This window comes from Rhizorhabdus sp. P4_G6 (genome assembly GCF_056401045.1).
This window is the reverse complement of the sequence record NZ_JBFUKC010000014.1, coordinates 29,340-54,375: the sequence shown is the minus strand read 5'-3', so window position 1 is coordinate 54,375 and position 25,036 is coordinate 29,340. Positions and strand designations below refer to the sequence as shown.

General features: G+C 65.6%; 27 protein-coding genes and 1 riboswitch. Of the genes, 11 read left to right on the top strand and 16 right to left on the bottom strand.

Annotated elements, in window-relative coordinates:
- Positions 1-319 precede the first annotated feature (319 nt).
- Positions 320-1,537 carry a polyhydroxyalkanoate depolymerase gene (locus AC1DPF_RS14385; RefSeq protein WP_477871544.1) on the bottom strand — a complete coding sequence of 406 codons (1,218 nt, stop codon included), beginning with the start codon at positions 1,535-1,537 and terminating at the stop codon, positions 320-322.
- Positions 1,538-1,670: 133 nt separating this feature from the next.
- Here AC1DPF_RS14385 and AC1DPF_RS14380 point away from each other — a divergent pair, with 133 nt between their 5' ends.
- On the top strand, positions 1,671-2,327 hold the full coding sequence (locus tag AC1DPF_RS14380; RefSeq protein WP_477871542.1) for a glutathione S-transferase: 657 nt from the start codon (positions 1,671-1,673) through the stop codon (positions 2,325-2,327).
- Between the two features lie 111 nt (positions 2,328-2,438).
- Here AC1DPF_RS14380 and galE read toward each other — a convergent pair whose 3' ends face one another.
- The 11 genes from galE to AC1DPF_RS14325 form a co-directional block, all read right to left on the bottom strand.
- Complete coding sequence (gene galE, locus AC1DPF_RS14375; RefSeq protein ID WP_477962039.1) at positions 2,439-3,452, bottom strand: UDP-glucose 4-epimerase GalE; 1,014 nt, start codon at positions 3,450-3,452, stop codon at positions 2,439-2,441.
- A 123-nt stretch (positions 3,453-3,575) separates the two neighbouring features.
- Positions 3,576-4,202, bottom strand: a complete 627-nt coding sequence (locus tag AC1DPF_RS14370) for a response regulator transcription factor (RefSeq protein ID WP_477871538.1) — start codon at positions 4,200-4,202, stop codon at positions 3,576-3,578.
- Positions 4,199-6,277 carry a PAS domain S-box protein gene (locus AC1DPF_RS14365; RefSeq protein ID WP_477962037.1) on the bottom strand — a complete coding sequence of 693 codons (2,079 nt, stop codon included), beginning with the start codon at positions 6,275-6,277 and terminating at the stop codon, positions 4,199-4,201. Before AC1DPF_RS14365 ends, AC1DPF_RS14370 begins: the two co-directional genes overlap by 4 nt.
- Before the next feature lie 130 nt (positions 6,278-6,407).
- Entirely contained in the window at positions 6,408-7,265 is an 858-nt protein-coding gene (locus tag AC1DPF_RS14360; protein WP_477871534.1) for an HpcH/HpaI aldolase/citrate lyase family protein, read from the bottom strand.
- A 45-nt stretch (positions 7,266-7,310) separates the two neighbouring features.
- Positions 7,311-8,111, bottom strand: a complete 801-nt coding sequence (locus tag AC1DPF_RS14355) for a LytR/AlgR family response regulator transcription factor (protein WP_477871532.1) — start codon at positions 8,109-8,111, stop codon at positions 7,311-7,313.
- Entirely contained in the window at positions 8,108-9,217 is a 1,110-nt protein-coding gene (locus AC1DPF_RS14350; protein ID WP_477871530.1) for a sensor histidine kinase, read from the bottom strand. The genes AC1DPF_RS14355 and AC1DPF_RS14350 overlap by 4 nt, the downstream gene beginning before the upstream one ends.
- A gap of 152 nt (positions 9,218-9,369) precedes the next feature.
- Positions 9,370-10,503 carry a GNAT family N-acetyltransferase gene (locus AC1DPF_RS14345; protein ID WP_477962035.1) on the bottom strand — a complete coding sequence of 378 codons (1,134 nt, stop codon included), beginning with the start codon at positions 10,501-10,503 and terminating at the stop codon, positions 9,370-9,372.
- 4 nt (positions 10,504-10,507) lie between these two features.
- On the bottom strand, positions 10,508-11,269 hold the full coding sequence (locus AC1DPF_RS14340) for a glycerophosphodiester phosphodiesterase family protein (RefSeq protein WP_477962033.1): 762 nt from the start codon (positions 11,267-11,269) through the stop codon (positions 10,508-10,510).
- Positions 11,247-11,714, bottom strand: a complete 468-nt coding sequence (locus AC1DPF_RS14335; RefSeq protein ID WP_477871524.1) for a RidA family protein — start codon at positions 11,712-11,714, stop codon at positions 11,247-11,249. The genes AC1DPF_RS14340 and AC1DPF_RS14335 overlap by 23 nt, the downstream gene beginning before the upstream one ends.
- 31 nt (positions 11,715-11,745) lie before the next feature.
- On the bottom strand, positions 11,746-12,363 hold the full coding sequence (locus tag AC1DPF_RS14330) for an HAD family hydrolase (protein WP_477962031.1): 618 nt from the start codon (positions 12,361-12,363) through the stop codon (positions 11,746-11,748).
- Positions 12,360-12,599 (bottom strand): DUF3572 family protein, encoded by a 240-nt coding sequence (locus AC1DPF_RS14325; RefSeq protein WP_477871520.1) that lies wholly within the window; start codon positions 12,597-12,599, stop codon positions 12,360-12,362. Before AC1DPF_RS14325 ends, AC1DPF_RS14330 begins: the two co-directional genes overlap by 4 nt.
- A 92-nt stretch (positions 12,600-12,691) precedes the next feature.
- On the opposite strand from AC1DPF_RS14325, the gene AC1DPF_RS14320 reads away from it, so the two are divergent.
- A complete protein-coding gene (locus AC1DPF_RS14320) occupies positions 12,692-13,087 on the top strand; it encodes a response regulator (protein WP_477871518.1) in 396 nt (131 codons plus the stop codon).
- 100 nt (positions 13,088-13,187) lie between these two features.
- On the opposite strand, the gene rpmG is transcribed toward AC1DPF_RS14320, so the two are convergent.
- Positions 13,188-13,355, bottom strand: a complete 168-nt coding sequence (gene rpmG / locus AC1DPF_RS14315; protein WP_019516727.1) for a 50S ribosomal protein L33 — start codon at positions 13,353-13,355, stop codon at positions 13,188-13,190.
- A 647-nt stretch (positions 13,356-14,002) separates the two neighbouring features.
- On the opposite strand from rpmG, the gene AC1DPF_RS14310 reads away from it, so the two are divergent.
- The 5 genes from AC1DPF_RS14310 to AC1DPF_RS14290 all read left to right on the top strand — a co-directional run bounded on the left by AC1DPF_RS14310 (position 14,003) and on the right by AC1DPF_RS14290 (position 20,162).
- Positions 14,003-14,503, top strand: a complete 501-nt coding sequence (locus AC1DPF_RS14310) for a Dps family protein (protein WP_477871516.1) — start codon at positions 14,003-14,005, stop codon at positions 14,501-14,503.
- Between the two features lie 53 nt (positions 14,504-14,556).
- Positions 14,557-14,667, top strand: a riboswitch (yybP-ykoY riboswitch).
- A gap of 87 nt (positions 14,668-14,754) precedes the next feature.
- On the top strand, positions 14,755-15,318 hold the full coding sequence (locus AC1DPF_RS14305; RefSeq protein WP_477871768.1) for a TMEM165/GDT1 family protein: 564 nt from the start codon (positions 14,755-14,757) through the stop codon (positions 15,316-15,318).
- A 73-nt stretch (positions 15,319-15,391) separates the two neighbouring features.
- Positions 15,392-16,432: a quinone-dependent dihydroorotate dehydrogenase gene (locus AC1DPF_RS14300; RefSeq protein WP_477962030.1), complete on the top strand. Its 1,041-nt coding sequence runs from the start codon at positions 15,392-15,394 to the stop codon at positions 16,430-16,432.
- Positions 16,433-16,588: 156 nt separating this feature from the next.
- A complete protein-coding gene (ggt, locus tag AC1DPF_RS14295; RefSeq protein ID WP_477871512.1) occupies positions 16,589-18,286 on the top strand; it encodes a gamma-glutamyltransferase in 1,698 nt (565 codons plus the stop codon).
- A 100-nt stretch (positions 18,287-18,386) separates the two neighbouring features.
- Positions 18,387-20,162 (top strand): AMP-dependent synthetase/ligase, encoded by a 1,776-nt coding sequence (locus tag AC1DPF_RS14290; protein WP_477962028.1) that lies wholly within the window; start codon positions 18,387-18,389, stop codon positions 20,160-20,162.
- Positions 20,163-20,184: 22 nt separating this feature from the next.
- On the opposite strand, the gene AC1DPF_RS14285 is transcribed toward AC1DPF_RS14290, so the two are convergent.
- Both AC1DPF_RS14285 and AC1DPF_RS14280 read right to left on the bottom strand, forming a co-directional pair.
- Positions 20,185-20,307 carry a hypothetical protein gene (locus tag AC1DPF_RS14285; protein ID WP_477871508.1) on the bottom strand — a complete coding sequence of 41 codons (123 nt, stop codon included), beginning with the start codon at positions 20,305-20,307 and terminating at the stop codon, positions 20,185-20,187.
- A 42-nt stretch (positions 20,308-20,349) separates the two neighbouring features.
- Positions 20,350-20,583: a hypothetical protein gene (locus AC1DPF_RS14280; protein ID WP_477871506.1), complete on the bottom strand. Its 234-nt coding sequence runs from the start codon at positions 20,581-20,583 to the stop codon at positions 20,350-20,352.
- 132 nt (positions 20,584-20,715) lie between these two features.
- Between AC1DPF_RS14280 and AC1DPF_RS14275 the strand changes: the two genes are divergently transcribed.
- The 4 genes from AC1DPF_RS14275 to AC1DPF_RS14260 all read left to right on the top strand — a co-directional run bounded on the left by AC1DPF_RS14275 (position 20,716) and on the right by AC1DPF_RS14260 (position 23,759).
- A complete protein-coding gene (locus tag AC1DPF_RS14275; RefSeq protein WP_477871766.1) occupies positions 20,716-20,898 on the top strand; it encodes a hypothetical protein in 183 nt (60 codons plus the stop codon).
- Positions 20,899-20,998: 100 nt separating this feature from the next.
- The gene (locus tag AC1DPF_RS14270) at positions 20,999-21,637 is read left to right on the top strand and encodes a hypothetical protein (protein ID WP_477962026.1); all 639 of its coding nucleotides are present in this window, start codon (positions 20,999-21,001) and stop codon (positions 21,635-21,637) included.
- Positions 21,638-22,096: 459 nt separating this feature from the next.
- Entirely contained in the window at positions 22,097-23,326 is a 1,230-nt protein-coding gene (locus AC1DPF_RS14265; RefSeq protein WP_477962024.1) for a CaiB/BaiF CoA transferase family protein, read from the top strand.
- A 130-nt stretch (positions 23,327-23,456) separates the two neighbouring features.
- Entirely contained in the window at positions 23,457-23,759 is a 303-nt protein-coding gene (locus AC1DPF_RS14260; RefSeq protein WP_477871500.1) for a 2Fe-2S iron-sulfur cluster-binding protein, read from the top strand.
- 27 nt (positions 23,760-23,786) lie between these two features.
- On the opposite strand, the gene pcaF is transcribed toward AC1DPF_RS14260, so the two are convergent.
- Positions 23,787-24,995 (bottom strand): 3-oxoadipyl-CoA thiolase, encoded by a 1,209-nt coding sequence (pcaF, locus tag AC1DPF_RS14255; protein WP_477871498.1) that lies wholly within the window; start codon positions 24,993-24,995, stop codon positions 23,787-23,789.
- Between the last annotated feature and the right edge of the window lie 41 nt (positions 24,996-25,036).

Genomic DNA, 25,036 nt, shown 5'->3' with positions numbered 1-25,036 from the left:
GCCAGCTTGGTCCTCGGGGCCGACTCTGGCAATCCATCACATAATCGATCTTGCAAGTGCGAGAGAGACAGAACGCAGTTGCAGCGGGCTTACACAGCTGAATATAAAATATCGTTCGTTCTCAATGCGTTGATATTTTTTCATGCGAGACGTCGTTTTTCCCCTTGCGTTTTTTTGTTCGCACTTGCACAAAGAATGGGCCTTTCAGGCATCCTCTCCTAAAACTTTAAGGGCCGGCCCCCAGTGGACCGGCCCCTTTTTTTGCCGGTTCTTGAGGGGAAGCGGGCGGGCGTGGGGAATGGCGTCTGGATCGGGGAACTCAGCTCGCGCCGAGGATGAAGTTCCTGACTTGCGGGTAGATCTGATTGTCCCACTTGCGCCCGCTGAACACGCCATAATGGCCGACGCCGGCCTGGAGATAGTGGCGCTTCATGTGCGGCCTCAGTCCCGAGCACAGATCATGCGCCGCCGCGGTCTGTCCAACCGCGCAGATATCGTCGCGTTCGCCTTCGACGGTGAGCAGCGCGGTGCGCTTGATGGCGGCGCAGTCGACCCGCTCTCCGCGATAGTCCAGTTCGCCCTTGGCCAGCAACGCGCGCTGGAACACCCGGTCGATCGTCTCGAGATAGAATTCGGCGGTCAGGTCGAGCACCGCGAAATATTCGTCGTAGAAATCGCGGATCATCCTGGCCTGCTCCTCCTCGCCGTCGGCCAGATGCTGGTAGAGCGCACGGTGCTGTTCCTGGTGGCGCGCCGCGTTCATCGCCATGAAGGCGGTCAGCTGGAGGAAACCCGGATAGACCCGCCGCGCTCGCCCATCATAGCGCCACGGCACCGAGGAGATGACATTCTGCTCGAACCATTCGAAATCATGCTGATTGGCCAGATCATTCACCACCGTGGGATTGATCCGCACGTCGACCGGCCCACCCATCAGGGTCAGGCTGAGCGGCGTTGCCGGGTTATCCCTCTTCGACATCAGCGCGACGGCGGCAAGCGCCGGCACACAGGGCTGGCACACTGCGACCATGTGGACGGGTGGGCCGATCTGCTCGAGGAAGTGGATGACGTGATCGACATAATCGTCGAACCCGAAGCGGCCGGCGGCTAGTGGTATGTCGCGAGCGTTCTTCCAGTCGGTGATATAGACGTCATGGTCGCGCAGCAGGGTCTGCACCGTGTTGCGAAGCAAGGTCGCGAAGTGGCCGGAGATCGGCGCGACCAGCAGGATCTTGGGCTGGACGACCGAAGCTTCATCCTTGGCGAAATGGAGCAGGTCGGCGAACGGCGTAGCGGCGATCAGTTCCTCGCGCACCGCCACCTCGCTGTTACCTGACAGCGCAGTGTGAATTCGATAGGCCGGCCGCTCGGCGATGAGCTTGGTGTGAGCGACCATATCGAGCGCCGCGAACATGCTGTTGGCGAGCGGCTGCTTGCCCAACTGCCCGAACAGCGGCCGGGCGCTGAGCCCCGCGCTTGCGAACATGCGGAACGGCTCGCTCATGTCGGTCATGGTCTGGTAAAACTGGTACAGCATGACCGCATTGTCCCCCGAGCAGCAGTAGGCCATCTGCTCAACTTACATACGTTAACGACCTTATGCTGCACCGCCATAAAATTTTGACGCTTTCAATGAATTAATGTCATGATCGTGCCGAAGGGGGACATCGATGCCCGAAGCGATCCTGACGATTTCGAGCCGAAACTACTCATCCTGGTCGCTGCGCGGCTGGCTTCTGTGCAAGCTGGCGGGCCTCGAACTCGTTGAGGAAGCCGTGCCGATCGACGCGCCCGGGCAACGCGCCGAACTGCTGCTGCTCTCGCCCTCCGTGCTGGTGCCGCGGCTGACCCATGAAGGGGCCAGCATATGGGACACGCTGGCGATCGCCGAATATCTCCATGAGAGCTTTCCCGACGCAGGCCTGTATCCGGCGGACAAGCTTGCCCGCGCCCACTGCCGCTCGGTCTCCGGAGAAATCCACTCGGGATTCCAGAATCTTCGCTCCGCCTTGCCCATGAACCTGCGGGCGCGCCACGACAGCTTCCGCCTGTTCGCCGGCGCGCGCCCCGATATCGAGCGGATCCAGGCGATCTGGCGGGACTGCATCCAGCGCTATGGCGGACCCTGGCTGTTCGGCAATAAGCCCTGCGTCGCCGACGCGATGTTCGCGCCGGTCGCCACCCGCTTCATCTCTTATGCAATCCCGCTCGATCCCGTCTGCCGGAGCTATTGCGCCACGATCGGCGAGTGGCCGCTGATGCGGGAATGGACCAAGGCGGCGTTGGCCGAGCCGGAGGAAGTCGAGGAGCTTGACGCGGAATTCTGACGCGTCGTTCGGATCGGGCGTATCCGGAAGCTGCCGAATGGCAGCCGCGCCTTATTAGTGCAAAGCCAAGCGGGGCGTATGCCTGCGTCCGGCTTTTGAGGGCTCATTTCCCTAACGCTCCGCCAGCTTGCGCTCCCATGCCAGCGCGTGCGCCACGATGGTGTCGAGGTCGTCGAGTTTCGGCCGCCATGGAGTCGTCGCCAGAATCCTGCCGTTGTCGGCGACGAGCGCATCGGGATCGCCGGCGCGGCGCGGTTCCATGCGACGGACGATGGTCTGGTTGGTCACACGATCGACCGAATCGAGCACTTCAAGCACGGAAAAGCCGCGGCCATAGCCGCAGTTCATCACGTGGCTGCTATCCGGTGCGGCAATCAGCGTGTCGAGCGCGTGGAGATGCGCGTCGGCCAGATCGGAGACATGGATATAGTCACGCACCCCGGTGCCGTCGGGCGTCGCATAGTCGGTGCCGAAGATCGCCACCTCCGCGCGCTTGCCGGTCGCCGCTTCGACCGCGACCTTGATCAGGTGCGTGGCGCCTGCGGTGGACTGGCCGGTGCGGCCCTGCGGATCGGCGCCGGCGACATTGAAATAGCGCAGCGCACAATAGTTGATCGGATGGGCGGCGGCGACATCGCGCAGCATCACCTCGGTCATCAGCTTGGACATGCCATAGGGGTTGATCGGCGAGGTCGGCATATCCTCGCGCACCGGAATCTCGTCGGGGATGCCATAGGTCGCCGCGGTCGACGAGAAGATGAAATGGCGTACCCCGCCGCGCACCGCGCTGTCGATCAGCGAGCGGCTGTTGGCAGTGTTGTTGTGGTAATATTTGAGCGGGTCCTCGACCGATTCGGGCACCACCACAGATCCCGCGAAATGCAGGATCGCGCCGATGCGGTCTTCGGCGATAATGCGGGCCAGCAGTGTCTCGTCGGCGATGTCGCCTTCGTGGAAGCGTGCGCGGGGATCGACGGCCCATTGGAAGCCGGTGACGAGATTGTCGATGACCGACACCCGCCACCCCGCATCGAGCAGCGCGAGCACGGCATGGCTGCCGATATAACCGGCACCGCCGGTGACGAGAACAGCGAAGGGTTTTGACGAAGAAGACATGAAGCGCATGGTCTCCAGAAACGGCGGATGGAACGATGTTGCGGCGCAGCGAGCAGTTGGCAAGCCCTGGATGCCCCAACAGCAAGTCGGACCCTTTGTTCCGCCGCCATTTCTGCGGCGCGAGACCGATCGTCAGCGGCGGAAAACCGGCACCAGCCCCGCCGCAAAGGCAATGCGAACCGCTTCCGCGACGCTGCGCACGCCAAGCTTGTCCATCAGGTTCGCCCGGTAGATCTCGACGGTTCGCGGCGAAATATCGAGTTCATAGGCGATGATCTTATTGGCCTTGCCATCGATCAGGCCGAGCAGCACGTCGCGCTCGCGCGGCGTGAGCCGCTCGATATGCTCCCGCGCCTCCTGGATCGCATTCGCTTCCCGCTCACGGTCCTCGATCCGGGCGAAGCCATTGTCTAGCGCCGTAAGGAGCATGCGATTGTCATACGGCTTCTCGATGAAATCCATCGCGCCCGCCTTCATCGCCTCGACCGCCACCCCGATATCGCCCTGGCCCGTCAGCAGGATGGTCTCGAACCGGTCGTCGATCTGCTGCAGCCGGCGCAGGACCTCGAGCCCGTCGAGCCCCGGCATGTTGAGATCGAGCAGTACGCAGCCGGCCTCGACATAGGGAACGCGATCGAGGAAGGCCTCCCCCGACGCAAAGGAGGCGGTCGCGAAGCCGCCGGCGACATCGAGCAGCACCTCGACCGAGTGGCGGAGGGCGTCGTCGTCGTCGACGATGTAGATATGACGCGCCATCATGCCGGCACCTCCTCCATCACCGGCAAGGTGAAGCGAAAGATCGCACCACCGTCCGGTGCGGGCTCGGCGGACAACTGGCCGCCATGCGCCTCGACGATCCGGCGCGAAATGGCGAGGCCGAAGCCGAGCCCTTCGCGCTTGGTGGTTGCAAAGGGGCTGAACAGCCGTTCGAGCATCTCCGGGGCGATGCCCGGTCCCGAATCGCGCACCACTATCTCGATCAGATTGTCTCTCGCCATTGTCGTGGAAATCGTCAGGTCGCGTCGCTCGCCGCCATGCGCCGCCATCGCATCGGCGGCATTTCTTATCAAATTGACGAGCACCTGCTGGATCTGGATACGATCGCCCAGCACCAGCCGATGCTCATGCTCGAAGTCGTAGGAGAGGCGGACGCCAAAGCTGCTTGTATTGAACAGCGCCAGTGTTGCCGCCTCCCGCACCAGGCTGGCCAGCCGCTCGGCGCGCATGTCTGCCTCTCCCCGCAGGATGAAGGCGCGCAAACGCCGGATGATCTCGCCCGCGCGCGCCGCCTGGCCGCCGGCTGAACTGAGCGCGCTGCGCAGGCGCTGCACATCGGCACGGGGGTCGGCATCGAGCATCAGGTCGGCAGCCCCCAGGAAATTGACGATTGCCGAGAGTGGCTGGCTGAGTTCATGGGCGAGCGCGGCCGCCATCTCACCCATCATGCCCAGACGGGAAACCTGGGCGAGATCGTTGCTGAGGCGGTGAAACCGCTCCTCCGAAGCGATCGTAGCCCGCATGTCCCGCCCGATGATGACGTACATGCGGGTTCCCTCCACCGTCGCGTCACCGATCAGGAACGAAGTCGGAACGAGCTCGCCATCGGCGCGACGGACGTTGAGGGGCCGCGGCCAGACCGCTTCGCCGTCCTCGTTCACGGCATGGAGCATCTCGCAGCACATGGTCTCGTCGCCTCGTCCGTCTTCGATCAGGTCAAGCAGGTTGCGGCCGAGCAACTTGGCTTCCTGATAGCCGAACAACTGGCAGGCCGTCGTGCTGCAGGCACGGATCACGCCGTGCTCGCTGCACACGAACATCGCATCGGGCACTGTTGCCAGGATCGCGCGCCGCTCGGCCTCGCCGGCGCGCAGCGCCCGCTCGCGCGCACGGCGCTCGGTCACGTCGAGGTGGGTGCCGAGCAGCCGCACCGCCCGGCCGTCGTCATCGCGAATGATTCGCGCCCAGCCTTCGGCGAGTCGCTGGCTGCCATCGGGATAAGGAAATTCGAAGTCGAAATGGGCACGATCCTGGCCTCCTGCGATCGCATCGTCGACGATCTCACGAACCAGCGCGTTGCTCTCCGCGCCCCACAGGAAACTCTCGCCGGGTCCGCGATGCGAATTCGACGCCCCTCCGAAAAACGCGCCATCGGTCGTCCAGATCGTCTCCCCCGTGATCAGGTCGATCTCATAGATGAAGATTCCCTGGACCGAGACGGCGGTGGCGAGCCGTGCCTCGCTGAGCCGCAATGCGGCTTCCGCCCGGCGCCATTCGGTCACGTCGGTCAGCGCGTTCACGGCCGAAAAGCGGCCGTCGGGATGGTCGAACAACTTGACGGCATGATGGATGATGAGCTCGCGTCCGTCGCGATGGCGGTGGACCGCGTCGAGGTCGCAGCGCCCCTCTCTTCTGAGCTGTCGCCAGAGTTCCGACTCCTCCTCGACAGTCCGGCTGTTCAGCAGCACCCGGGGGGATTGGCCCTCCGCTTCCTCGGCGCTCCAGCCGAAGAGCTCCTCGCATCCCCGCGACCAGTGCCGGATCACGTCCTGCTCGTCGACCACCATCACCGCCGCGAATTCCACCGCCTGCACCAGTTCCCGGCGCGCCAGCAGCAGCCGGGCACCGGGCCGCGTCCGCCACAGCCAGGTCAGCGCAGCCGCCGCCGATCCGCCTGCCACGACAAGCACCCCGACCAACGCACGATGCGCTGCGGCTTCCGGAGGACCCGACACGGATATCGCCTCGACGACCGCCCCTATGGCGACGGCGGCAAGCAGCATCGAAAGGCCGACGGTCGTGCGATCGACAGCCAATCGCGCCTGCACGCGATGCATGAAGTTCTGGGCCCGCGTCAGCCTGTCCTTCCCTTCCGGGTGTCAGCGGTAATTACCCTGCACGCGTAGCATCGCTGATTAAGTGCTCAAAGTCGCACATTTACGGCCTTTACGCTGAGCGGCTCTGGCCCTAGCCTAGCCGGTCGGCCGTCATCGCGAGAATGGCGTGCGCCCGATCAAGGTGCAGCCGCTCCACCATTTCTCCGCCAACGCGGATAGCGCCCTTCGACCGGTTTTCCGGATCGTCGAAGCCGGCGACTGCCGCCTCCGCCCAGGCGATCTCCTGCTCCGAAGGGCTGAACAGGCGGTTTGCGATGTCGATCTGGCGCGGATGGATCACCGTCTTGCCGTCGAAGCCATAGTCCCTCGCCTCGGCGCACTGCCGCTCCAGCCCCGCATCGTCGTCGAAAGCATTATAGACGCTGTCGAGCGCGGCGAGGCCGTAACCCTTCGCCGCCGCCACGGCCTGCGCCATCATCCCCAGAAAGGGGGTGCGCTCGACGGTGAGGCGGGCACCCATCTCCTTGGCGAGATCATTGGTGCCGAGCACGAAGCAGCCCGGCCGCGCCGCCATGGCCTCGGCGATCGGCTCGAGCCGAAAGATCGCCCGCACGCTTTCGATCATGGCCCAGAAACCCATCCCCGCATCCGCGGCCGCCATCGCAGCATGATAGCGTCTCACCGTCTCGGGATCGCCCACCTTGGGCGCCAGCACCGCATCTACCCCCGATGCGCCGGCCGCCGCGATATCGGCTGCGCCCCAAGGCGTATCGATCGCATTGACCCGTATCACCAGCTCGCGGCTGCCGAAACCGCCAGCCCGGACGGCGTCGACCGCATTGGCGCGGGCCTGCTCCTTCGCCTCGGGCGCCACCGAATCCTCGAGATCGAGGATGACCACGTCGCACGGCAGGCTGCGCGCCTTCTCGATCGCGCGCAGATTCGATGCGGGCATGTAGAGTGCGGTACGGCGCGGGCGAAAGGTCATGGTGGCGTCTCCTGTTTCACGCCGTTCCGGGGAGACAGGAAGAAGTCAATGGACGAAGCGGGCGACAACCTCGCGATAAGAGCGGCTGACCTTCACCTGCGCACCCGAATCGAGCACCAGGAAGCATTCGCCGTTGGTGTGCGGCTTGACCTGCCGGACCAGGTCCAGATTGACGATCGTCGACCGGTGGACGCGCTGGAAGCGGCGTGGATCGAGGCGCTTCTCGAGGTCCTTCATCGTCTCGCGCAGGATCAGCGTGTTGTCGCCGGTATAGATGCACATATAGTCGCCCGCCGCATCGATCCGCTCGATGGTATCGACGTCCACACGGAATATCTGGCCGCGATCCTTGATGTTGATCAGCTTCTCGAAACGATTCGAGGCCGGGGCGTCGTCGCCGTCGACGAAATTGTCGGCCGCGTCGGGGGCGACTTCGGCCAGCACCTCCTTGAGTCGGCCGGCTTCCTCGACGCCACGCTTCTCGGCGAGCCGCTGGCGGACCCGGTCGAGCGTGTCGGCGAGGCGCTGCTCGTCGACCGGCTTCAGCAGATAGTCCATCGCCTGCGCCTCGAAGGCGCGGATCGCGTGGTCCTGATAAGCGGTGACGAAGACGAACAGCGGCGGTTCGACTTCCATCAAGCCCTGGATCACCGAAAAGCCGTCGAATCCCGGCATCTGGATGTCCAGGAACACGAGGTCCGGCTTGTGGGTCTTGATCGCCCGGATGGCCTCCCGGCCATTCAGGCAGGTTTCGATGATTTCGACATCCTCGTGGGGGGCAAGCCTCAGTTGAAGGCCCTGGATGGCCAGCGGCTCGTCATCGACGAGAATGGTTCGGATGGTCATTCAAAATCCTTGCGCTGTTTCGCGGTCTGGAAGGGGATGTCGATCAGGACACCGAAGCCTTCGTCCCGGCCAGTCTGGACCTCAAATCGTTGATCGGTGCCATAGGCCTGCGCCAGTCTGTCGCGAATGTTCGCCAAACCGACGCCTGTTGAATAGGTGGGGCGTGCAGCACCGTCGGTCAACCCCGGGCCGGTATCGGATACGGTGATGATCACACGGCGCTCATGATCGCCCCCCATCACCCGGGCCTGAACGCTGATGTCCGCCCCTTCCTCGAGCGGCGTCACCGCATATTTTATGGCGTTTTCGACGAGCGGCTGAAGCAGCAGCGACGGCAGCCGGACCTCCGATGCCGCCGGATCGATCTCGAAATGCGCTCGCAGCCGGTCCTCGAAGCGCATCTTCTCGATTTCGAGGTACAGCTTGAGCGTCTCGACCTCCTGGGTCAGGCTCACCGTGCCCTCGGGCTCGTTGGCGAGGGTGTAGCGCAGAAAGGAGGAGAGCCGCGACAGCATCGCATTGGCGCGCTGGGTTTCCTTGAGCAGCACCAGCGTGGAGATCGAGTTCAGCGTGTTGAACAGGAAATGGGGGTTGAGCTGGTAGCGCAGCATCGCCAGCTGCGCCGAAGACGCCTGGCTCTCGAGCCGCACCACCCGGTCGCTCTGCTGTTCGAGCAGCAGGTAGAAGTTGATGCCGTAATAGAGCGCCGACCAGGCGGCGAGCAGCGAGAAATCGAGCAGGATCGCGCCGAAGAACTGGATGCCCTCGGGCATTTCCTGCGGGCGGTAGAAAGTGGCGTGCGCCCAGGTCTCGATCGACGAGAAAATCGCAGCCGCGACCACCAGGATCAGGATCGAAACCGTCCAGGTTACTATCGGCTTCAGCTTGATCAGCCGGCGGAAGGCCGACGCCATCAACAGCGTGAGCGAATAGCCGGTTGCGGTGGTCAGCGCGGTGGGCACGACGAACAGCAGGCCCATATTGTTCGCCAGCCCGCCCAGGGAGCGTAGCACGAAATAACCGGTCCAGCCGGCCGACTGGAGTACCCAGAAGGCGTGATTCTTGTCGTCGAAGAACGGTTTTTCACCGAGGAAAGGAATGAGCATCCTGCTCCAAATAGCCGATGCCGACGCGTTTGTTTAGCCTCGCGCGCTCCTGGAGCGGTTCTCGGCCCGGTCGCACCGGGTCGAGCGCTCCAGATTGTCGTTTTACCGCGATTTCCAAGTCGTGAGACGATCCCATCTGCCCGGAAACCGCTCTACCCGCGCCGGAAGGGCATAAAATCCGCCAGGTTTTCGATGTTCGCCGCGATCGCGCGGCGCTCATGCTCGAGATAATCGGCGACCGCGCGGCGGAAATTGGGATTGGGAATATAGTGCGCCGACCAGGTTGCGACCGGCTCATAGCCACGGGCCAGCTTGTGCTCGCCCTGAGCGCCGGCCTCGACCCGCTGGAGCCCACGCGCGATCGCAGCCTCGATCGCCTGATAATAGCATAGCTCGAAGTGAAGGAAGGGCACGTCCTCGATCGCGCCCCAGTTGCGGCCATAGAGCGCATCGGCGCCGATCAGGTTGAGCGCGCCGGCGATCGGCCTGCCGGCGCGCAGCGCCATGATCAGCAGCACCCGGTCGGCCATCCGCTCGCCGAGCAGGCTGAAAAAGGATCGGGTCAGATAGGGCCGCCCCCATTTGCGCGCGCCGGTGTCCTGATAGAAATGCCAGAAGGCGTCCCAGTGCCGCTCCTCGAGCGCGGCGCCGCTCAAATGGACGATCTCGAGCCCTTCGACCGCCGCGGTGCGCTCCTTGCGGATCGTCTTGCGTTTGCGCGACGACAGCTGGGCGAGGAAATCATCGAAGCATCGATAGCCGCGATTGGTCCAGTGGAACTGCCGGTCGGCCCGGATCAGCCAGCCGGCCGCTTCGAACAGCGGCACCTGCGCGGGCTCGACGAAGGTGGCATGCGCGGACGACATGTCGTTGTCGCGCACCACCGCCTCGGCCGCCGCGATCAGCAGCGGGGCAAGGTCGGGATCGCGCAGCAGCAGGCGCGGGCCGGGCACCGGGCTGAACGGGACGGCGATCTGCAATTTCGGATAATATTGGCCGCCGGCGCGGTGCCAGGCATCGGCCCAGCCATGGTCGAACACATATTCGCCCTGGCTGTGGCTCTTGGCATAGGCCGGCAGGATCGCGGCCGCGCGGCCGTCGAGGCCATCGACCGCGATCGGCACCGGTTGCCAGCCGGTGCGCGCGACCGCACTGCCCGACACTTCGAGCGCCGACAGGAAATCATGCGAAACGAACGGGTTGGTGGTGCCTGCGCAGGCATCCCATTCGTCGCGATCGAAACTGGCCACCCCCTCCGCCATCCGGGCGGTGAGGTGTTCTACCATGCTGTCACCATCCCGGGGCCTCGAAGATGATCTGGTCGGTGGAGTCGGCGGCCACCGCCTGCTGCTCGGCCGAGCTCACCGTCCAGGCCAGGATCGGGATGCCGCGCTTGCGCTGGCGCAGCGCGAAGCGAGTGGGCAGGTCCTCGACATCGATCGCCAGGAACTCGGGCCGCGCCCGCCACAGCGCCTTGATCTTCTCGGCGCCCTCCTCCTTGGCATATTCGCTGCTGTCTGACAGCATCAGCCCGCGCGTGATCCGGCTGCCATGCGATGCGAACCAGCGCGGCACCTCGCCATGGAGCGACATCACCGCGGCCTCGCCGCGATAGCCTTCGATCGCGTGACGCACGGCAACGCACAGCTGCGAGACATGGCCTTCGACGGCGCGCAGCTCGACGATGACCGGGGTGCGGCCCGCCACCACCGCAAGGATCTCGTCGAGCTTGGGGATGGTTTCCTCGGTGCCGTTGAGCCTGATCTGCGACAGCTGCTTGCTGGACAGGTGGCGGACCTGCCCGCTCTCGGCGGTCATGCGATCGAGGGTGGAATCCCGGAAGACATGGGCAAGCCCGTCGAGGCTGAACTGGACATCGATCTTGACGCCATAGCCATGCTCGACCGCGGCCTGCACCGCCGCCCGGCTATTCTCCGCGAGCCGGCTGCCGTGCAGCCCGCGATTGGCAAAGGGCGTGCGGGTCAGGTAGCCGACGCGGCGCGCGTCGGGAACCGGGAAGCGCCAGCGATCAAAGAGGCCGAACAGCGACAATCGCGTCGATCTCCACGGCAGCGCCGAGTGGCAGCACCGGCACCCCGACGGCGCTGCGGGCGTGGCGCCCGGCCTCGCCGAACACCGCCTGCATCAGCTCGGAAGCGCCATTGGCGACCTTCGGCTGCTCGGTGAAATCGGCGGTCGACGAGATGAAGGCGCCGAGCTTGACGATCCGCACGACCCGCGAGAGATCACCGCCCAGGGCCGCCTTGATCTGCGCGATCAGCATCACCGCGCAGCGCCGGGCCGCCTCGGCACCGGCGGACAGGTCGACATCCTGGCCCAGCCGCCCGAGGATCAGCGTCCCGTCCTCGCGAAACGGCAGCTGCCCGGAGATGTGGAGCAGGCCGCCGGCCTCGACCGCCGGTACATAGGCGGCAACGGGCGCAGCCGGGGCCGGAAGGACGATGTTCAGTTCGGCGAGGCGTGTGTCGATGCTCATGCGCCTTCTTTCTTGTACGCGTCGGCCAGCGTCAAGCCGACTCGCTGAAACGCGCGATGATCCACGGCAGCGCCTCGGCCCAGTCGTCGATGCGGGCATGCGCCTGCGGCGCCTTGGGGCGGTGGATCGCCACGCGCGGCTCCGCCACCATGTGCAGCCGCCAGACCTGCGGCGCGCGGCGGGCGACGGAGGCGTGATGATCGGGCAGGTCATCCACGAAGACCGTCGCGCTGGGCTGATATTCCGCCACGAGATCCGATACCGGCCGGCCCTTGCCGCCCTGGTTGCACTGGACGCGGTGGCGGATCCCGACCGCATCGAGCTGGGCGACGCGGCTGCCGTGGAACTCGTCGGTCAGGTTGGTGAGGACGACGATATCGGCGAGTTCGGCGATCGTCGCGAGCGCGCGTGCGGCGTGCGGCACCAGCGTCTGGCGGTGCATCTCGGTGGTGAAGAAGCCGTCGAGCAGCGGCCAGATATGCTCCGGCTCGACGGCGCTGCGGTCGGCGCGGCGCGTGAGCGACCCGGTGAAATCGGCCCGCTCCATCGCGAAGTCGATATCATGCGCCTCCTCGAGCCAGTCGCGGAACGGCGCGACCATGTGCAGCAGCACCTCGTCGCAATCGGTGATCAGCAGTGGCCGATTCATGCCTGCAGCCGGTCCCTGGCGGCGACAAGCTCGGCGGGGCCGATTCCGATCGCCTCGGCGCAGGCGACCAGGTCGCGCTCATGGCCGGCGAGAAAATCGAGCAGCGCGGCGAGGATCGCCGGATCCCCCACCCCGGCGCGCAGGATATCGGGAGTCATCCCGGTCAGGTCGAGCAGCCGCCGTGCGCGGGCCGGATCCTCAAGCGTCCAGACAAGCGCCGAAAGCGAGAGCGACATCACGGCATCGTCCGGCGCACCACGTACTTTAGCGGGGTTTGATTCGGCCGGGGGCATGACTTACGATCTACAGTAGTTTAGATGGTGTAGCCGTGGCGAAGAAAGTCCTGATTGTCGAGGATAATGAGCTGAACCTTCGGCTCTTCCGAGACCTGTTGGAAGCCCATGGCGCCGAGGTCCGGACGGTTCGCGACGCGCGCGAGGCGCTCGGCGCAATCCGCAGCTTCCTGCCCCAGCTCGTGATCATGGACATCCAGTTGCCGCACATCAGCGGCGTTGAGCTGATCCGGCTGATGAAGGCCGAGGCGACCCTCGATTCGATCCCGGTGATGGCGGTGACCGCCTATGCCGGCAAGGGCGACGAAAGCCGCGTCCGCCAGGCCGGCGCCGACGCCTATGTCTCCAAACCAATCTCGGTAAGCCGCTTCGTTTCGGCGGTCGAGAGCCTCGCCGGGCCGTTGGGCGAAGGGTTCAAGCGGGCCAGCTGAGTTTTTGTCGAGGGTCTCCAACCAAAACGCAAACGCCCGCCGTTTCACGGGCGGGCGCTAAAGCCTGTCGAGCTGCCGGGCCGGCGCGCCGGCCTCGCGCTTACTTGATCTTGGCTTCCTTGAAATCCACATGCTTGCGCACGACCGGATCATATTTGCGGAAGCTGAGCTTCTCGGTCTGGGTGCGCGGATTCTTCTTGGTGACGTAGAAGAAGCCGGTATCAGCCGAGCTGACGAGCTTGATCTTGACAGTGGTCGGCTTGGCCATGACCCGAAACCCTTATGGATATAAAAAAGTAAAGCGGCGTCGCCGCCGCTGATCGGACGGCCCCTTAGCGGCGGACGATCGAAAGAGTCAAGCCAAACCGCGCCGCGGTGGTGAGGTAGTTTGATGCCCGAGGTTATGGAAAGCTGACATCGACCCCATACGGGCTTAGCGAAAATAGCCTCGACCCCAATTTCTGCGTGGCGATCTCGTGGCGCTAGATGTTGGGCAGTTCGAAAATAAGGTCTGATCCGAACCGAACGCCACTCGACACCGGGTTACCTCAGCCCCATCGAAGCCGAACTCGAAGCTGGGGTAGCCTGAATGAGCCTATCTCGGTGTCCATCAAACCGGCAGCAGCTCAGTCGATGCATGTTTGGATCGAGGCGGCGCATGGGATAAGCAGGCTTCAACCTGCGTAGGCACCCCCACGACACATGGTCGACAACGTTGAGCGGGGGTTAGCGAGACCAACCCGAGGATGAGTCTCCCTAACCCCATTTGAAACTGCCTCACCACCCGCGCCGCAACCCGTCGCGGCTGATTGACCGGTTCGATGGCACCGACGAAGGAAATTACCGCGACGGGCATGCGACCTTTTGCCACATTCGCCGTTGGAGAGCCGAATCGAACCCCCCGGAGGATCCATCATGGCCAAGAAACCGAAATCGCCGCTGGCGACGCCCACCGATCTGCAGAGCAACAGTGCGATGGGCGTCGCCGATGCTCTGAACGGCATATTGGCCGACAGCTTCGCGCTCTATTTCAAGACCAAGAACTTCCACTGGCATGTCTCGGGCCCGCATTTCCGCGACTATCATCTGATGCTCGACGATCAGGCGACGCAGATTCTCGCGACCACCGACGTGATCGCCGAGCGGGTCCGCAAGACCGGCAACACCACCCTCCGGTCGATAGGCGACATCGCGCGTCGCCAGACCATCCGGGACAACGACGCCGAGTTCGTCGCTGCGGGCGACATGCTCAACGAGCTGCGCGACGACAATCTGGCGCTCGTCGCCAAGCTGCGCCAGGCCAAGGACATCGTCGACGCGGCGAAGGACAATGCCACCAGCGGCATCCTCGACGACTGGACCGACCAGGCCGAGGAACGCGCCTGGTTCCTGTTCGAGACCGCCCGCAACGGGTAAGTCGCGGCTCGCTTGCGGGCACGCTTGACCTCCATCCCGGCTGCTCCTACCTCCTCCTCGTCATCCGGGGAGTAGCCGGCCGCCTTCGGCGGGAATCGCGTCAACATGCTTGGGGGAGACCTCATGGCGCGACCAGGGCCATCGGCTTCCCGCCAGTGCGCCTCGGCAAGACCGATGACACCGCACCCCTGCCTGCCGGGCGGGGGGGCGCGGTGTCGTCCGTCATCTGCCAGCCCGGCCCGGAACATGCATTGAACATCATCATCGCTTCTACATTGCTCGTCGCCCTTGCCGAGATCGGCGACAAGACGATGCTGCTCGCCATCATCCTCGCCGCGCGCTTCCGCGCGCCGGGGCAGATCATCGCTGGCATATTCGCCGCCACCATCGTCAATCATGCGCTGGCCGCCTGGGCGGGCTCGGCGATCTCGGGGCTGCTCGACGGCTATTGGTTCCGCCTCGCGGTGGCGATCGGCTTCCTGGGCATGGCGGCGTGGATCCTGATCCCCGACGGGATCGACGAAAGCGAAGCCGTCGCGCCGTCCCGCCACGGCGTGCTCATCACCACGGTGATCGCCTTCTTCATGGCCGAGATGGGGGACAAGACCCAGATCGCCACGGTCGCGCTCGGCGCGCGCTACCATGCCGTGGAGCTCGTCGCGATCGGCACCACGCTCGGCATGATGGCCGCCAACGTCCCGGCGGTGTTCCTCGGCGACCGGATCACCCGGATCGTGCCGATGCGGATCATGCGGATCGCAGCGGCGATCCTCTTCGCGATCCTGGGCGGGCTGGCGTTGCGCGAATTGCTGTGAATGGGCGCCTGGTGTCCGCATTTCCGAGCCGCCAGGTGATTCCACCCGACGGGAAAATGCTCTAGGCGGAGCCATGTCGCTCTACACCATGCTCCGCCCGCTGCTGTTCACCCTCGATGCCGAGCGGGCCCACCGCGCCACCATCCGCGCCCTGCGGCTCAAGCCGGTGGCGGCGCCGCCCGCCGCCGACGCACGGCTGGCGAGCGAGGTCGCGGGGCTGCGCTTCCCCAATCCCGTCGGTCTTGCCGCCGGCTTCGACAAGGACGCACAGGTGCCCGACGCCATGCTCGGCCTCGGCTTCGGCTTTGTCGAGGTGGGAACGCTGACGCCCTTTCCCCAGGCGGGAAATCCGCGCCCCCGGCTGTTCCGGCTGGTCGAGGACGAGGCCGTCATCAACCGCATGGGCTTCAACAATGGCGGCCAGGCCGCGGCCTATGAGCGGCTGCTCCGCCGCAACAGGCGGCCGGGCATCGTCGGCATCAACATCGGCGCCAACAAGGACGCCACCGACCGAATCGCCGACTATGCCCATGGCGTGCAGGTGATGGCGGGCCTGGCACGCTACCTGACGGTCAACATCTCGTCGCCCAACACGCCGGGGCTGCGCGCCCTGCAGGATCGCGGCGCGCTCGACGCGCTGCTCGCCGCGGTAATGGACGCGCGGGCAGCAAGCGGTGCCACGCCGCCGATCTTCCTCAAGGTCGCGCCCGATCTCGAGCCGGCCGATATCGACGATATCGCCGAGCTGGCGAGCGCGCACCGGCTCGATGGCCTGATCGTCTCGAACACCACCATCTCGCGCCCGCCGCTGCGCTCGCGCCATGGCGGCGAGGGCGGCGGACTGTCGGGCGCGCCGCTGAGGGATCTGGCGCAGCAGCGGCTCGCCGATTTCCGCAAGGCGACCGGCGGCGCCATGCCGCTGATAGCGGCAGGCGGCATCGCAAGCGCCGACGACGCCTATGCCCGCATCCGCGCGGGGGCCAGCCTGGTCCAGCTCTATTCGGCGCTGGTCTATGCGGGTCCGGGGCTGGCCCGGCGAATCAACCGCGGGCTGGTGAAGTTGCTCGATCGCGATGGCTTCGACACGATCGGGGAGGCGGTGGGGGCAGGCTGAAGGATGTCCGTCATGCCAGCGCGGGCTGGCATCTCGTGCGGTCAGGGCGCGCATCATCCTCCTGAAATGCCAGCCTTCGCTGGCATGACGGCTTGGGCAGGCGACGAGGAGCCGTGAAGACTTGCCGCGCGTCCCGAATAGAATAAGCATGGCGGCATGCTGCACCGCGCCGTAGCCCTCCTTGCCCTGCTCACCCCCCTCGCCGCCCAGGCCGGCGGCATCGTCGTCGCAACCGAACCGCGCGCCGCGGCGGCAGGCCAGGAGATCCTTCGCGAAGGCGGTAGTGCGGCGGATGCCGCGATGGCGACAATGGTCGCGCTCACCGTCACCGAACCGATGGCGACCGGAATCGGCGGCGGCGGCTTCCTGCTCCACCATGACGCCAGGACGGGGAAGATCGAGACGATCGACGCCCGGGAAACCGCGCCGGCATCGGCAGGCCCGACGCGATTTCTGGGCGCCGACGGCAAGCCCCTGCCCTATATGCAGGCGGTGCCCGGCGGTTATTCGGTCGGCATCCCCGGCGCCATTGCGCTGATGGCGGAGAGCCATCGCCGCTGGGGCAGGCTCAAATGGGCGAAGCTGTTCGCACCCGCGATCCGCCTCGCCGAGCGGGGCTTCACGCTGCTGCCCGACAACCCGCCCGGCCCCTATGCGGTCCAGCCGACGCTCGCCGCCCGGCTCAGGCAATATCAGCAGCTGTGGAAGGATTTCCCCGAGGCACAGGCAATCTACTGGAAGAACGGCGCGCCGCTCGGCGCGGGCGACCATCTGCGCAACCCCGCGCTGGCGCAAAGCCTGCGCGAAATTGCCGCGAAAGGCCCCGCCGCCTTCTACAAGGGCGCGATCGCCAGAAAGATCAGTGCCGCCGTCGCAGGTTCGAAGCGCAACCCGACGGCCCTGACGCCGGTCGATCTCGCCGGCTACCGGGTCAAGCCCCGCCCGCCGATCTGCGGCCTGTATCGCGGCTACAGGATCTGCGGAATGGGGCCATCCTCGTCGGGCGCGATCACCGATCTGATGATGCTCGGCATGCTCGAGCGATTCGACCTGGCGGCGCTGGGCAAGGATTCGCCAGTGGCCTGGCATCTGATCGGCGAAGCGATGCGGCTCGCCTATGCCGATCGCGACGCCTGGCTCGGCGACACCGACTTCGTGGCGGCGCCGGTCGCCGGGCTGCTCGACCCGGCCTATCTCGCCGAACGCTCGAAGCTGATCTCGCCCGATCGCACCTTGGGCGAATACAAGCCCGGCACGCCGCCCGGCGCGGCCAGGCTCGCCAGCGCCGCCCCGCCGCCGGAGGAGGGCACCAGCCATCTCGTCGTGATCGACGACAGCGGCGACATCGTCAGCATGACCTCCACCGTCGAAGCGCCTTTCGGCAGCCATCTCGTCGCAGGCGGCTTCTTCCTCAACAACGAGCTGACCGATTTCGCCTGGATGCCGGAGGCCGACGGCAAGCCCGTTCCCAATCGCCTCCAGCCGGGCAAGCGGCCGCTATCCTCGATGGCACCGACGATCGTCTATGCGCCCGATGGCAAGCCCTGGCTCGCGTTCGGATCGGGCGGCGGGCGCACGATCATCATGCACAGCCTGAAGACGATGATCGGCACGATCGACTGGAAGCTGCCGGCCGCCGAGGCGATCCGCCTGCCCAACCTGTTCTTCAACGGCCCCGCGCTGGTGGCGGAGCGCAACAGCTATCTCGAAGCCATGATCCCCGATCTGGCCCGGCTCGGCGAAATCGTCACCCCCGGCGACATCCCGTCGAAGATCATGGCCGTCGAACGCACGCCCGGCGGCTGGGTCGGCGCCGCCGATCCGCGCAGCCCCGGTGTCGCGCTTTCGCAATAGAGCGGGTCTATTTCGCTCGATCCAAATGAATGTGGGAAGAGGGACAGGTTGGGATATAGTCCGCACCGGGCGGCCGAGACCCGCCGGGGCAGGAGAGACGATGCGCGCATTCGAGCGGTTTCCCAATCTGGTGACGATGTTCTTCGCGCGCGCTGCGCAGAAGGGCGATGCGCCGTTCCTGTGGGCCAAGCGGGGCGGCAGCTGGAGTTCGCTGAGCTGGGCCGAAGTGGCGCGGCAGGTCGCCTCGCTCGCCGCCGCGCTGAAGGCGGAAGGCCTGAAGGACGGGGACCGGGTGCTGCTGGTCTCGGAAAACCGACCGGAATTCTGCATCGCCGATCTCGCGATCATGGCGGCCGGCTGCGTCACGGTGCCGACCTACACCACCAACACCCAGCGCGATCACGCCCATGTCCTCGAGAATAGCGGCGCGCGCGCCGCGATCGTATCGACCGCGAAGCTTGCGCAGACCCTGCTGCCGGCGATCGTCCGCTCGTCGACCTGCGAGTTCCTGATCGCGATGGAGCCGCTGCCGCCGGGCGGCACGCGCACCCTGTCCTTCGCGGCGATGGCGGGCGATCCGGATGCCGACGTCGCCGCCGCCGCCGGACGCGTCGCCGACGTGCGCCGCGAGGATCTCGCCTGCCTGATCTACACCAGCGGCACCGGCGGGGCGCCACGCGGCGTGCGCCAGCATCATGGCGCGATCCTGTGCAATGTCGAAGGATGCCTCGACATCATTTCCAGGGATTTCGGCTGGGGCGACGAGGTGTTCCTGTCCTTCCTGCCGCTGAGCCACGCCTATGAGCATAGCGGCGGCCAGTTCCTGCCGATCGGGCTGGGCGGGCAGATCTATTATGCCGAGGGGCTGGAGAAGCTCGCCGCCAATATCGAGGAAGTGCGCCCGACGATCATGGTTGTCGTGCCGCGCCTGTTCGAGCTGCTCCGCGCGCGGCTGATCAAGACGGTGGAGAAGCAGGGCGGGCTCGCCCGGAAGCTGCTCGACAAGGCGATCGAACTTGGCAGCCGCGAGCGGCTGCGGCTGTCCGATTATCCCTACAAGCTCGCGATCGACCTGCTGCTCAAGCCGAAGGTCGCGAAGAAGTTCGGCGGGCGCATCAAGGCGCTGGTCTCGGGCGGCGCGCCGCTCAACCCCGAGGTCGGGCAATTCTTCGCCTCGCTGGGGCTCACCCTGCTGCAGGGCTATGGCCAGACCGAGGCGGGTCCGGTGGTCGCCTGCAACCGTCCCGGTGCGGGCATCAGGCTCGACACGGTCGGCCCGCCGATGAAGGGTGTCGAGCTTCGCATCGCCGAGGACGGCGAGATATTGGTGCGCGGCGAGCTCGTCATGCACGGCTATTGGCGCAACGAGGCCGAGACCGAGCGCGTGCTCCGCGACGGCTGGCTCTATTCGGGCGACGTCGGCTTCCTCGACGAACAGGGCCGGCTCAAGATCACCGATCGCAAGAAGGACCTGATCGTCAACGACAAGGGCGACAATATCGCCCCGCAGAAGGTCGAGGGGATGCTCACCCTGCAGCCCGAAATCGCGCAGGCGATGATCTGGGGCGATAGGCGGCCCTATGTGGTCGGGCTGGTCGTGCCCGACCAGGAATGGCTCGCCGGCTGGGCGGCGGAGAAGGGTCTGACGCCGGAGCTGGTGAAGCTTCGCGACGATCCCGACCTGCACCGCGCGCTGATGAGCGCGGTCGACCGCGTCAATGCCGAGTTGTCGGTGATCGAGCGGGTGCGCCGCATCACCATCGCCGACGAACCCTTCTCGATCGACAACGAACAGATGACGCCCTCGATGAAGAACCGCCGCCACGCGATCCGGGCGGTCTACGGCGACCGGCTCGAGGGGCTCTATCGCGCCTGAGCCGGTGCCGAGGCCCGGAGGCTCAGTCCTTGAAGATGCCGCTGACCGTGTTCTTCGCCGACGGGTTGGAAGCATTGCCCTTGGGCGGCGCTTCCTTCTTCGGCTTGCGGACTTCCTTGGTCTTCTTTTGCTGGCCCTTGGCCATGACATATTCCTCCGGCAGGGGGCGCTGGTCACGCCGCGAAGTTCATCGGTCGTTCGTCACCCACAACGGCACCGAACGCCATGGCATGCGGGTGATGTCCGGCGATGGTAGCACCGCGACGCCACGCTCGCGCAATTCGGTGGCCGTGTCGGCATAGCTCTGGGCCAGATCGACATATTGCTGGCGGATCAGCGGATCGCTCGCGGCGGCGACCGCGACCAACGCCTTGTTGCGCAACTGATCGAGCATCCTGGTATCGCAGGGCGGCATGGACATCGGCGTACTCCAGCGGGCAAGCGGCAGCGACCGCTTCCTACGGCTGAACGCCCGAAGGGGCAAATCGGCGCCATGGTCAGTGCCGATAACCGGGGATATACTATTGCCACGACAGGTTGGGAGAGGGTGATCATGGCGGCGGAACGGTTCGAGCGGCATCGGCAGCCCTGGACGCCCGACGAGATCCAGAAGCTCCACATCCTCGCCAAGAAGGGGATGGCCCTGAAGGCAATCGCCAAGGCGCTCAAGCGCAGCGAGGAGTCGGTGAAGGATCGCGCGAAGGGCGACAGCCTGAACATCGCCAAGCTACGCTGATCTGCACCGTCGGACGCGGCACATCACCCCCATATAAGGGGTGACAGGAAAGGGGTCATAGCGGATGGTGCGGCGGAGTTGATTATGCGTGGGGGAAAAGATGGCGCGCAGTGACGAATCGACACCGGCAAATCGGCCCGGCGCGTCCGAACGGATTTTCCGGGCCTTGGCCGCCGAGTTCCCGCGGCTGCACGATCGCCAATCCTTTCTCGACAGCGCTTCGTTGCGCGCCTGGTTCGACAAGGACGGCGAACCGGGCCTGAGCGACCATGAACGCCAGGCGGTGGCGCGCGCGCTGACCCGTCTCGTCAGCGACGGCACCATTTCGGAGGTACTGTGGCCGCGCGGCCATGCCGACAAGATCCAGCTGCCCGAACAGGGCATGATCGCGGTTTCGGTCAATCTCGGCTCGATGCGCGAGGAGCGGCTCGCCTGGGAAAGCCACCGCGAAGGCGCCGAACCCTCTCAGGAACGGATCGTCACCGAGATCATCAGCCGGTCGCGCAAATGGATCGAGGACAATCTGGACGGCGGCAAGCTCCCGCTGCTGCTGACCAATGCCAGCATCATCCATGGCTCGAACGCCTTCGATATCCTGATCAGCGCGTCCTATCGCAATCCCTACAACCTGCTGCGCTACACCCGCGAGGTGGTGCAGGTGGTCAACCATGTCGCCGGAACGCACACGATGCTGGTGGCGCAGAATTACGGCTTCCCCAATTTCATCGGGGCGAAGTAGCGCCGGTTCTCAATTTCACCTCATCGTCACCCTGACGATCCTGCAGATCGACCCCCATGTCGACTGGGCCGATGTCATCGTCGGCAATCGCCATGGCTATGGATCGCCGATGCGCCGCGCCGCGCAATATGAATGGGCAATATCTCGCGTCCAGATGAGCGGCCGGCTCCCTCCGCGTCGCTCGACAGGGCCGCGATGCGTTCGGCGCAAGCGGTCCTGTTCATGTCGGTCCTTTCCTGACGGGCCATGGCATCATCAGCGCGAACTGGAGCCTCAAGGCTCGTGCCGCGGCGAGGCCGATCGAGCTGAGAATGGACGAAGCCAACCGCAAAGGCGAGCATCCGCCCGCCCGTCCGGCCGCTGCGGCCGGCATATCATAGGTGTGAACAGGGCCACGGCAGCCCTTGTCATCGGTGCGACCGGGGGCAAAGGGTGATCGGTACGGCTTCAGGCAGAACCATGAGCAGACTCCCTCTCGAAAACATCCGGGTTCTCGATCTCACCCGTGTCCTGGCGGGGCCGTTCGGATCGCAGGTGCTGGCCGACATGGGCGCGGACGTTATCAAGATCGAGCGGCCGGTCGTGGGCGACGATGCCCGCATCTTCGGGGAGCCCTATCTTCGCGACGACGAGGGCAATCGCACGCGCGAAAACGCCTTCTACCTTTCGGTGAACCGCAACAAGCGCTCGGTTGCGCTCAATATCGCCAGCCCGCGCGGCCAGGCTTTGATTGCCCGGCTGGTGGCGTCCTGCGACGTCGTCATGGAGAATTACAAGGTCGGCGATCTCAAGCGCTACGGCCTCGATTACGAGAGCCTGAAGGCGATCAACCCGCGGATCATCTATTGCTCCGTCACCGGCTATGGCCAGGACGGGCCGCTGGCCTCCAAGCCCGGCTATGATGCGGTGTTCCAGGGCGAGTGCGGGCTGATGAGCGTGACGGGCGTGCCCGACGGCAAGCCGGGCGCCGGTCCGATGAAGGTCGGCCCCAGCATCATCGACCTGTTTACCGGCCTCAACGTCGCCAACGCCATCCTTGCAGCGCTCTACCATCGCGACGCGGGCGGCGGCGAAGGCCAGTATATCGATATCGCGCTGCTCGATTGCGGCGTGTCCGCCCTGTCGCATTATGCACAGATCTACCTGACCTCGGGCGAGGTCCCGGTGCGGCGCGGAACGCAGGGCAATGGCGGCATGCCCACCAGCATGTTCCCCTGCAGCGATGGCGCGATCATGATCACCTCGGGCAACGACCGGCAATATGTCGCGCTGTGCGATGCGGTTGGGCATCCTGAACTGGCGACCCATCCGCGCTTCCATACCAATGTCCTGCGCGTGCAGCATCGCGACGAGATCACCGAGGTGTTCAACGCCATCTTCTGCGAGCGCACGGTGGACCATTGGCTGGAGAAACTGGGCGCGGCGGGCATTCCCAGCGGCCCGATCAACGATCTCGAACAGGTGTTCGATTATCCGCAGGCGCTGCACCGCGGGCTGCGCGTCCGCGCGCCGCACCCGCTGAAGCCGGATTTCGAAGTGGTCCGCAGCCCGCTCAACTTCTCCGCGACGCCGATCACGGATTATCGCGCCCCGCCGATGCTGGGGGAGCATACCCGCGAGGTGCTGGCGAACGAGCTGGGTCTGAGCGATGCCGATATCGCTGCCCTCGCCGACGAAGGCGTGATCTGATCGTCACCCGATTCTCCGGGATCATGGATTAGCCGCTCCAGGCCATTGTCACCGCGCCTTCCTGGTTGTCAGATGCGTCCATCTGACGGAGATTCGCTCGGGACGAGGAAAGATGATCGGGATCAGCTTCGTGAGCACGGACGGAGAGGTGACGACCGTCGCGGCCGAGTGCGGCTTTTCGCTGATGGAAGTCGCGAAACGCAACGGCATTGCGGGAATCGTTGCCGAATGCGGTGGCGCGTGCGCCTGCGCGACCTGCCATGTCCATGTCGATGCCACGTGGCTGGAAGTCGTCGGCGCTCCGGGGCCGAACGAGGCCGACATGCTGGACTTCGCGCATGATAGGCGTCCCGATTCGCGGCTGTCCTGCCAGATACGGATTTCCCCCGCTCTCGATGGGCTGGTCGTCAGGGTGCCCGACGGCCAATATTGAGGGGGGCAGCCTCGCCCCGCCGAGGCTTCAGACGCGTTCGACTGCCATCGCCAAGCCCATGCCGACCCCGATGCACAGCGCGGCCAGGCCACGTCGGCCGCCGCTCCGTTCGAGCTGGTGGACCAGCGTCATCGCGAGGCGCGCGCCCGACATGCCGAGTGGATGGCCGAGCGCGATCGCTCCGCCATTGGCGTTGACGTGCGGCGCGTCGTCGGCAAGCCCCAGTCCGCGCAGGACCGCGAGCGACTGGCTGGCGAAGGCCTCGTTGATCTCGAGGGCGTCGAAATCGCCGATCGTAAGGCCAAGGCGCTCCATCAGCTGCCGGGCCGCAGGCAATGGTCCGATGCCCATGATGCGCGGCTCGACGCCGGCCGAGGCCATGCCGAGGATGCGCGCGCGCGGCGTTAGGCCATGCGCTCTGGCCGCCGCCTCGCTAGCGATGATCATCGCCGCCGCCCCGTCATTGATCCCCGATGCATTGCCGGCGGTCACCGTGGCATCGGGGCCGAACAACGGCTTGAGCCTGGCCAGCGCTTCCATCGAGCTGTCCGCGCGGGGATGCTCGTCGACCGAGACTTCCGCTGTCTCGCCTTTCCTGCGGCCCGGCACTGCGACCGCCACGATTTCCTCGGCGTGGAATCCGTTCGCTTGCGCGGCGACCGCGCGCTGCTGGCTGCGCAGCGCGAAGCCGTCCTGGTCGGCGCGCGAGATGCCGTGCTCCTGCGCGACATTCTCGCCGGTGCGCGGCATCGTCTCGGTGCCATAAAGTGCGTCGAGCGCGGGATTGACGAAGCGCCAGCCCATCGTCGTGTCCTCGATCTTCTGGCCACGCCCGAAAGGGCCATCGGCCTTGCCCATCACGAAGGGCGCGCGCGTCATGCTTTCGACGCCACCGGCGATGGCGAGTTCGAGCTCATCCGAGCGGATCGCCCGCGCCGCCTGTCCGACCGCTTCGAGGCCCGAGGCGCATAACCGGTTGATGGTCACGCCCGGCACCGAACATGGCAGCCCGGCAAGCAACAGGCTCATTCGCGCCACGTTGCGATTATCCTCGCCCGACTGGTTGGCGCAGCCGTAGAAGACCTCCTGCAGCGCCGTGGGATCCAGCCCTGGATTGCGGGCGAGCAGGGCACGCATCGGCACCGCGCCCAGGTCGTCCGGCCGGACTCCCGCCAGGATGCCGCCATAGCGGCCGATCGGGGTACGGACGGCGTCGCAGATGAAGGCGTCGGGCATCGGGCGAACCTTTCGGATTGATCTGCCGGGCCTTCGAACCT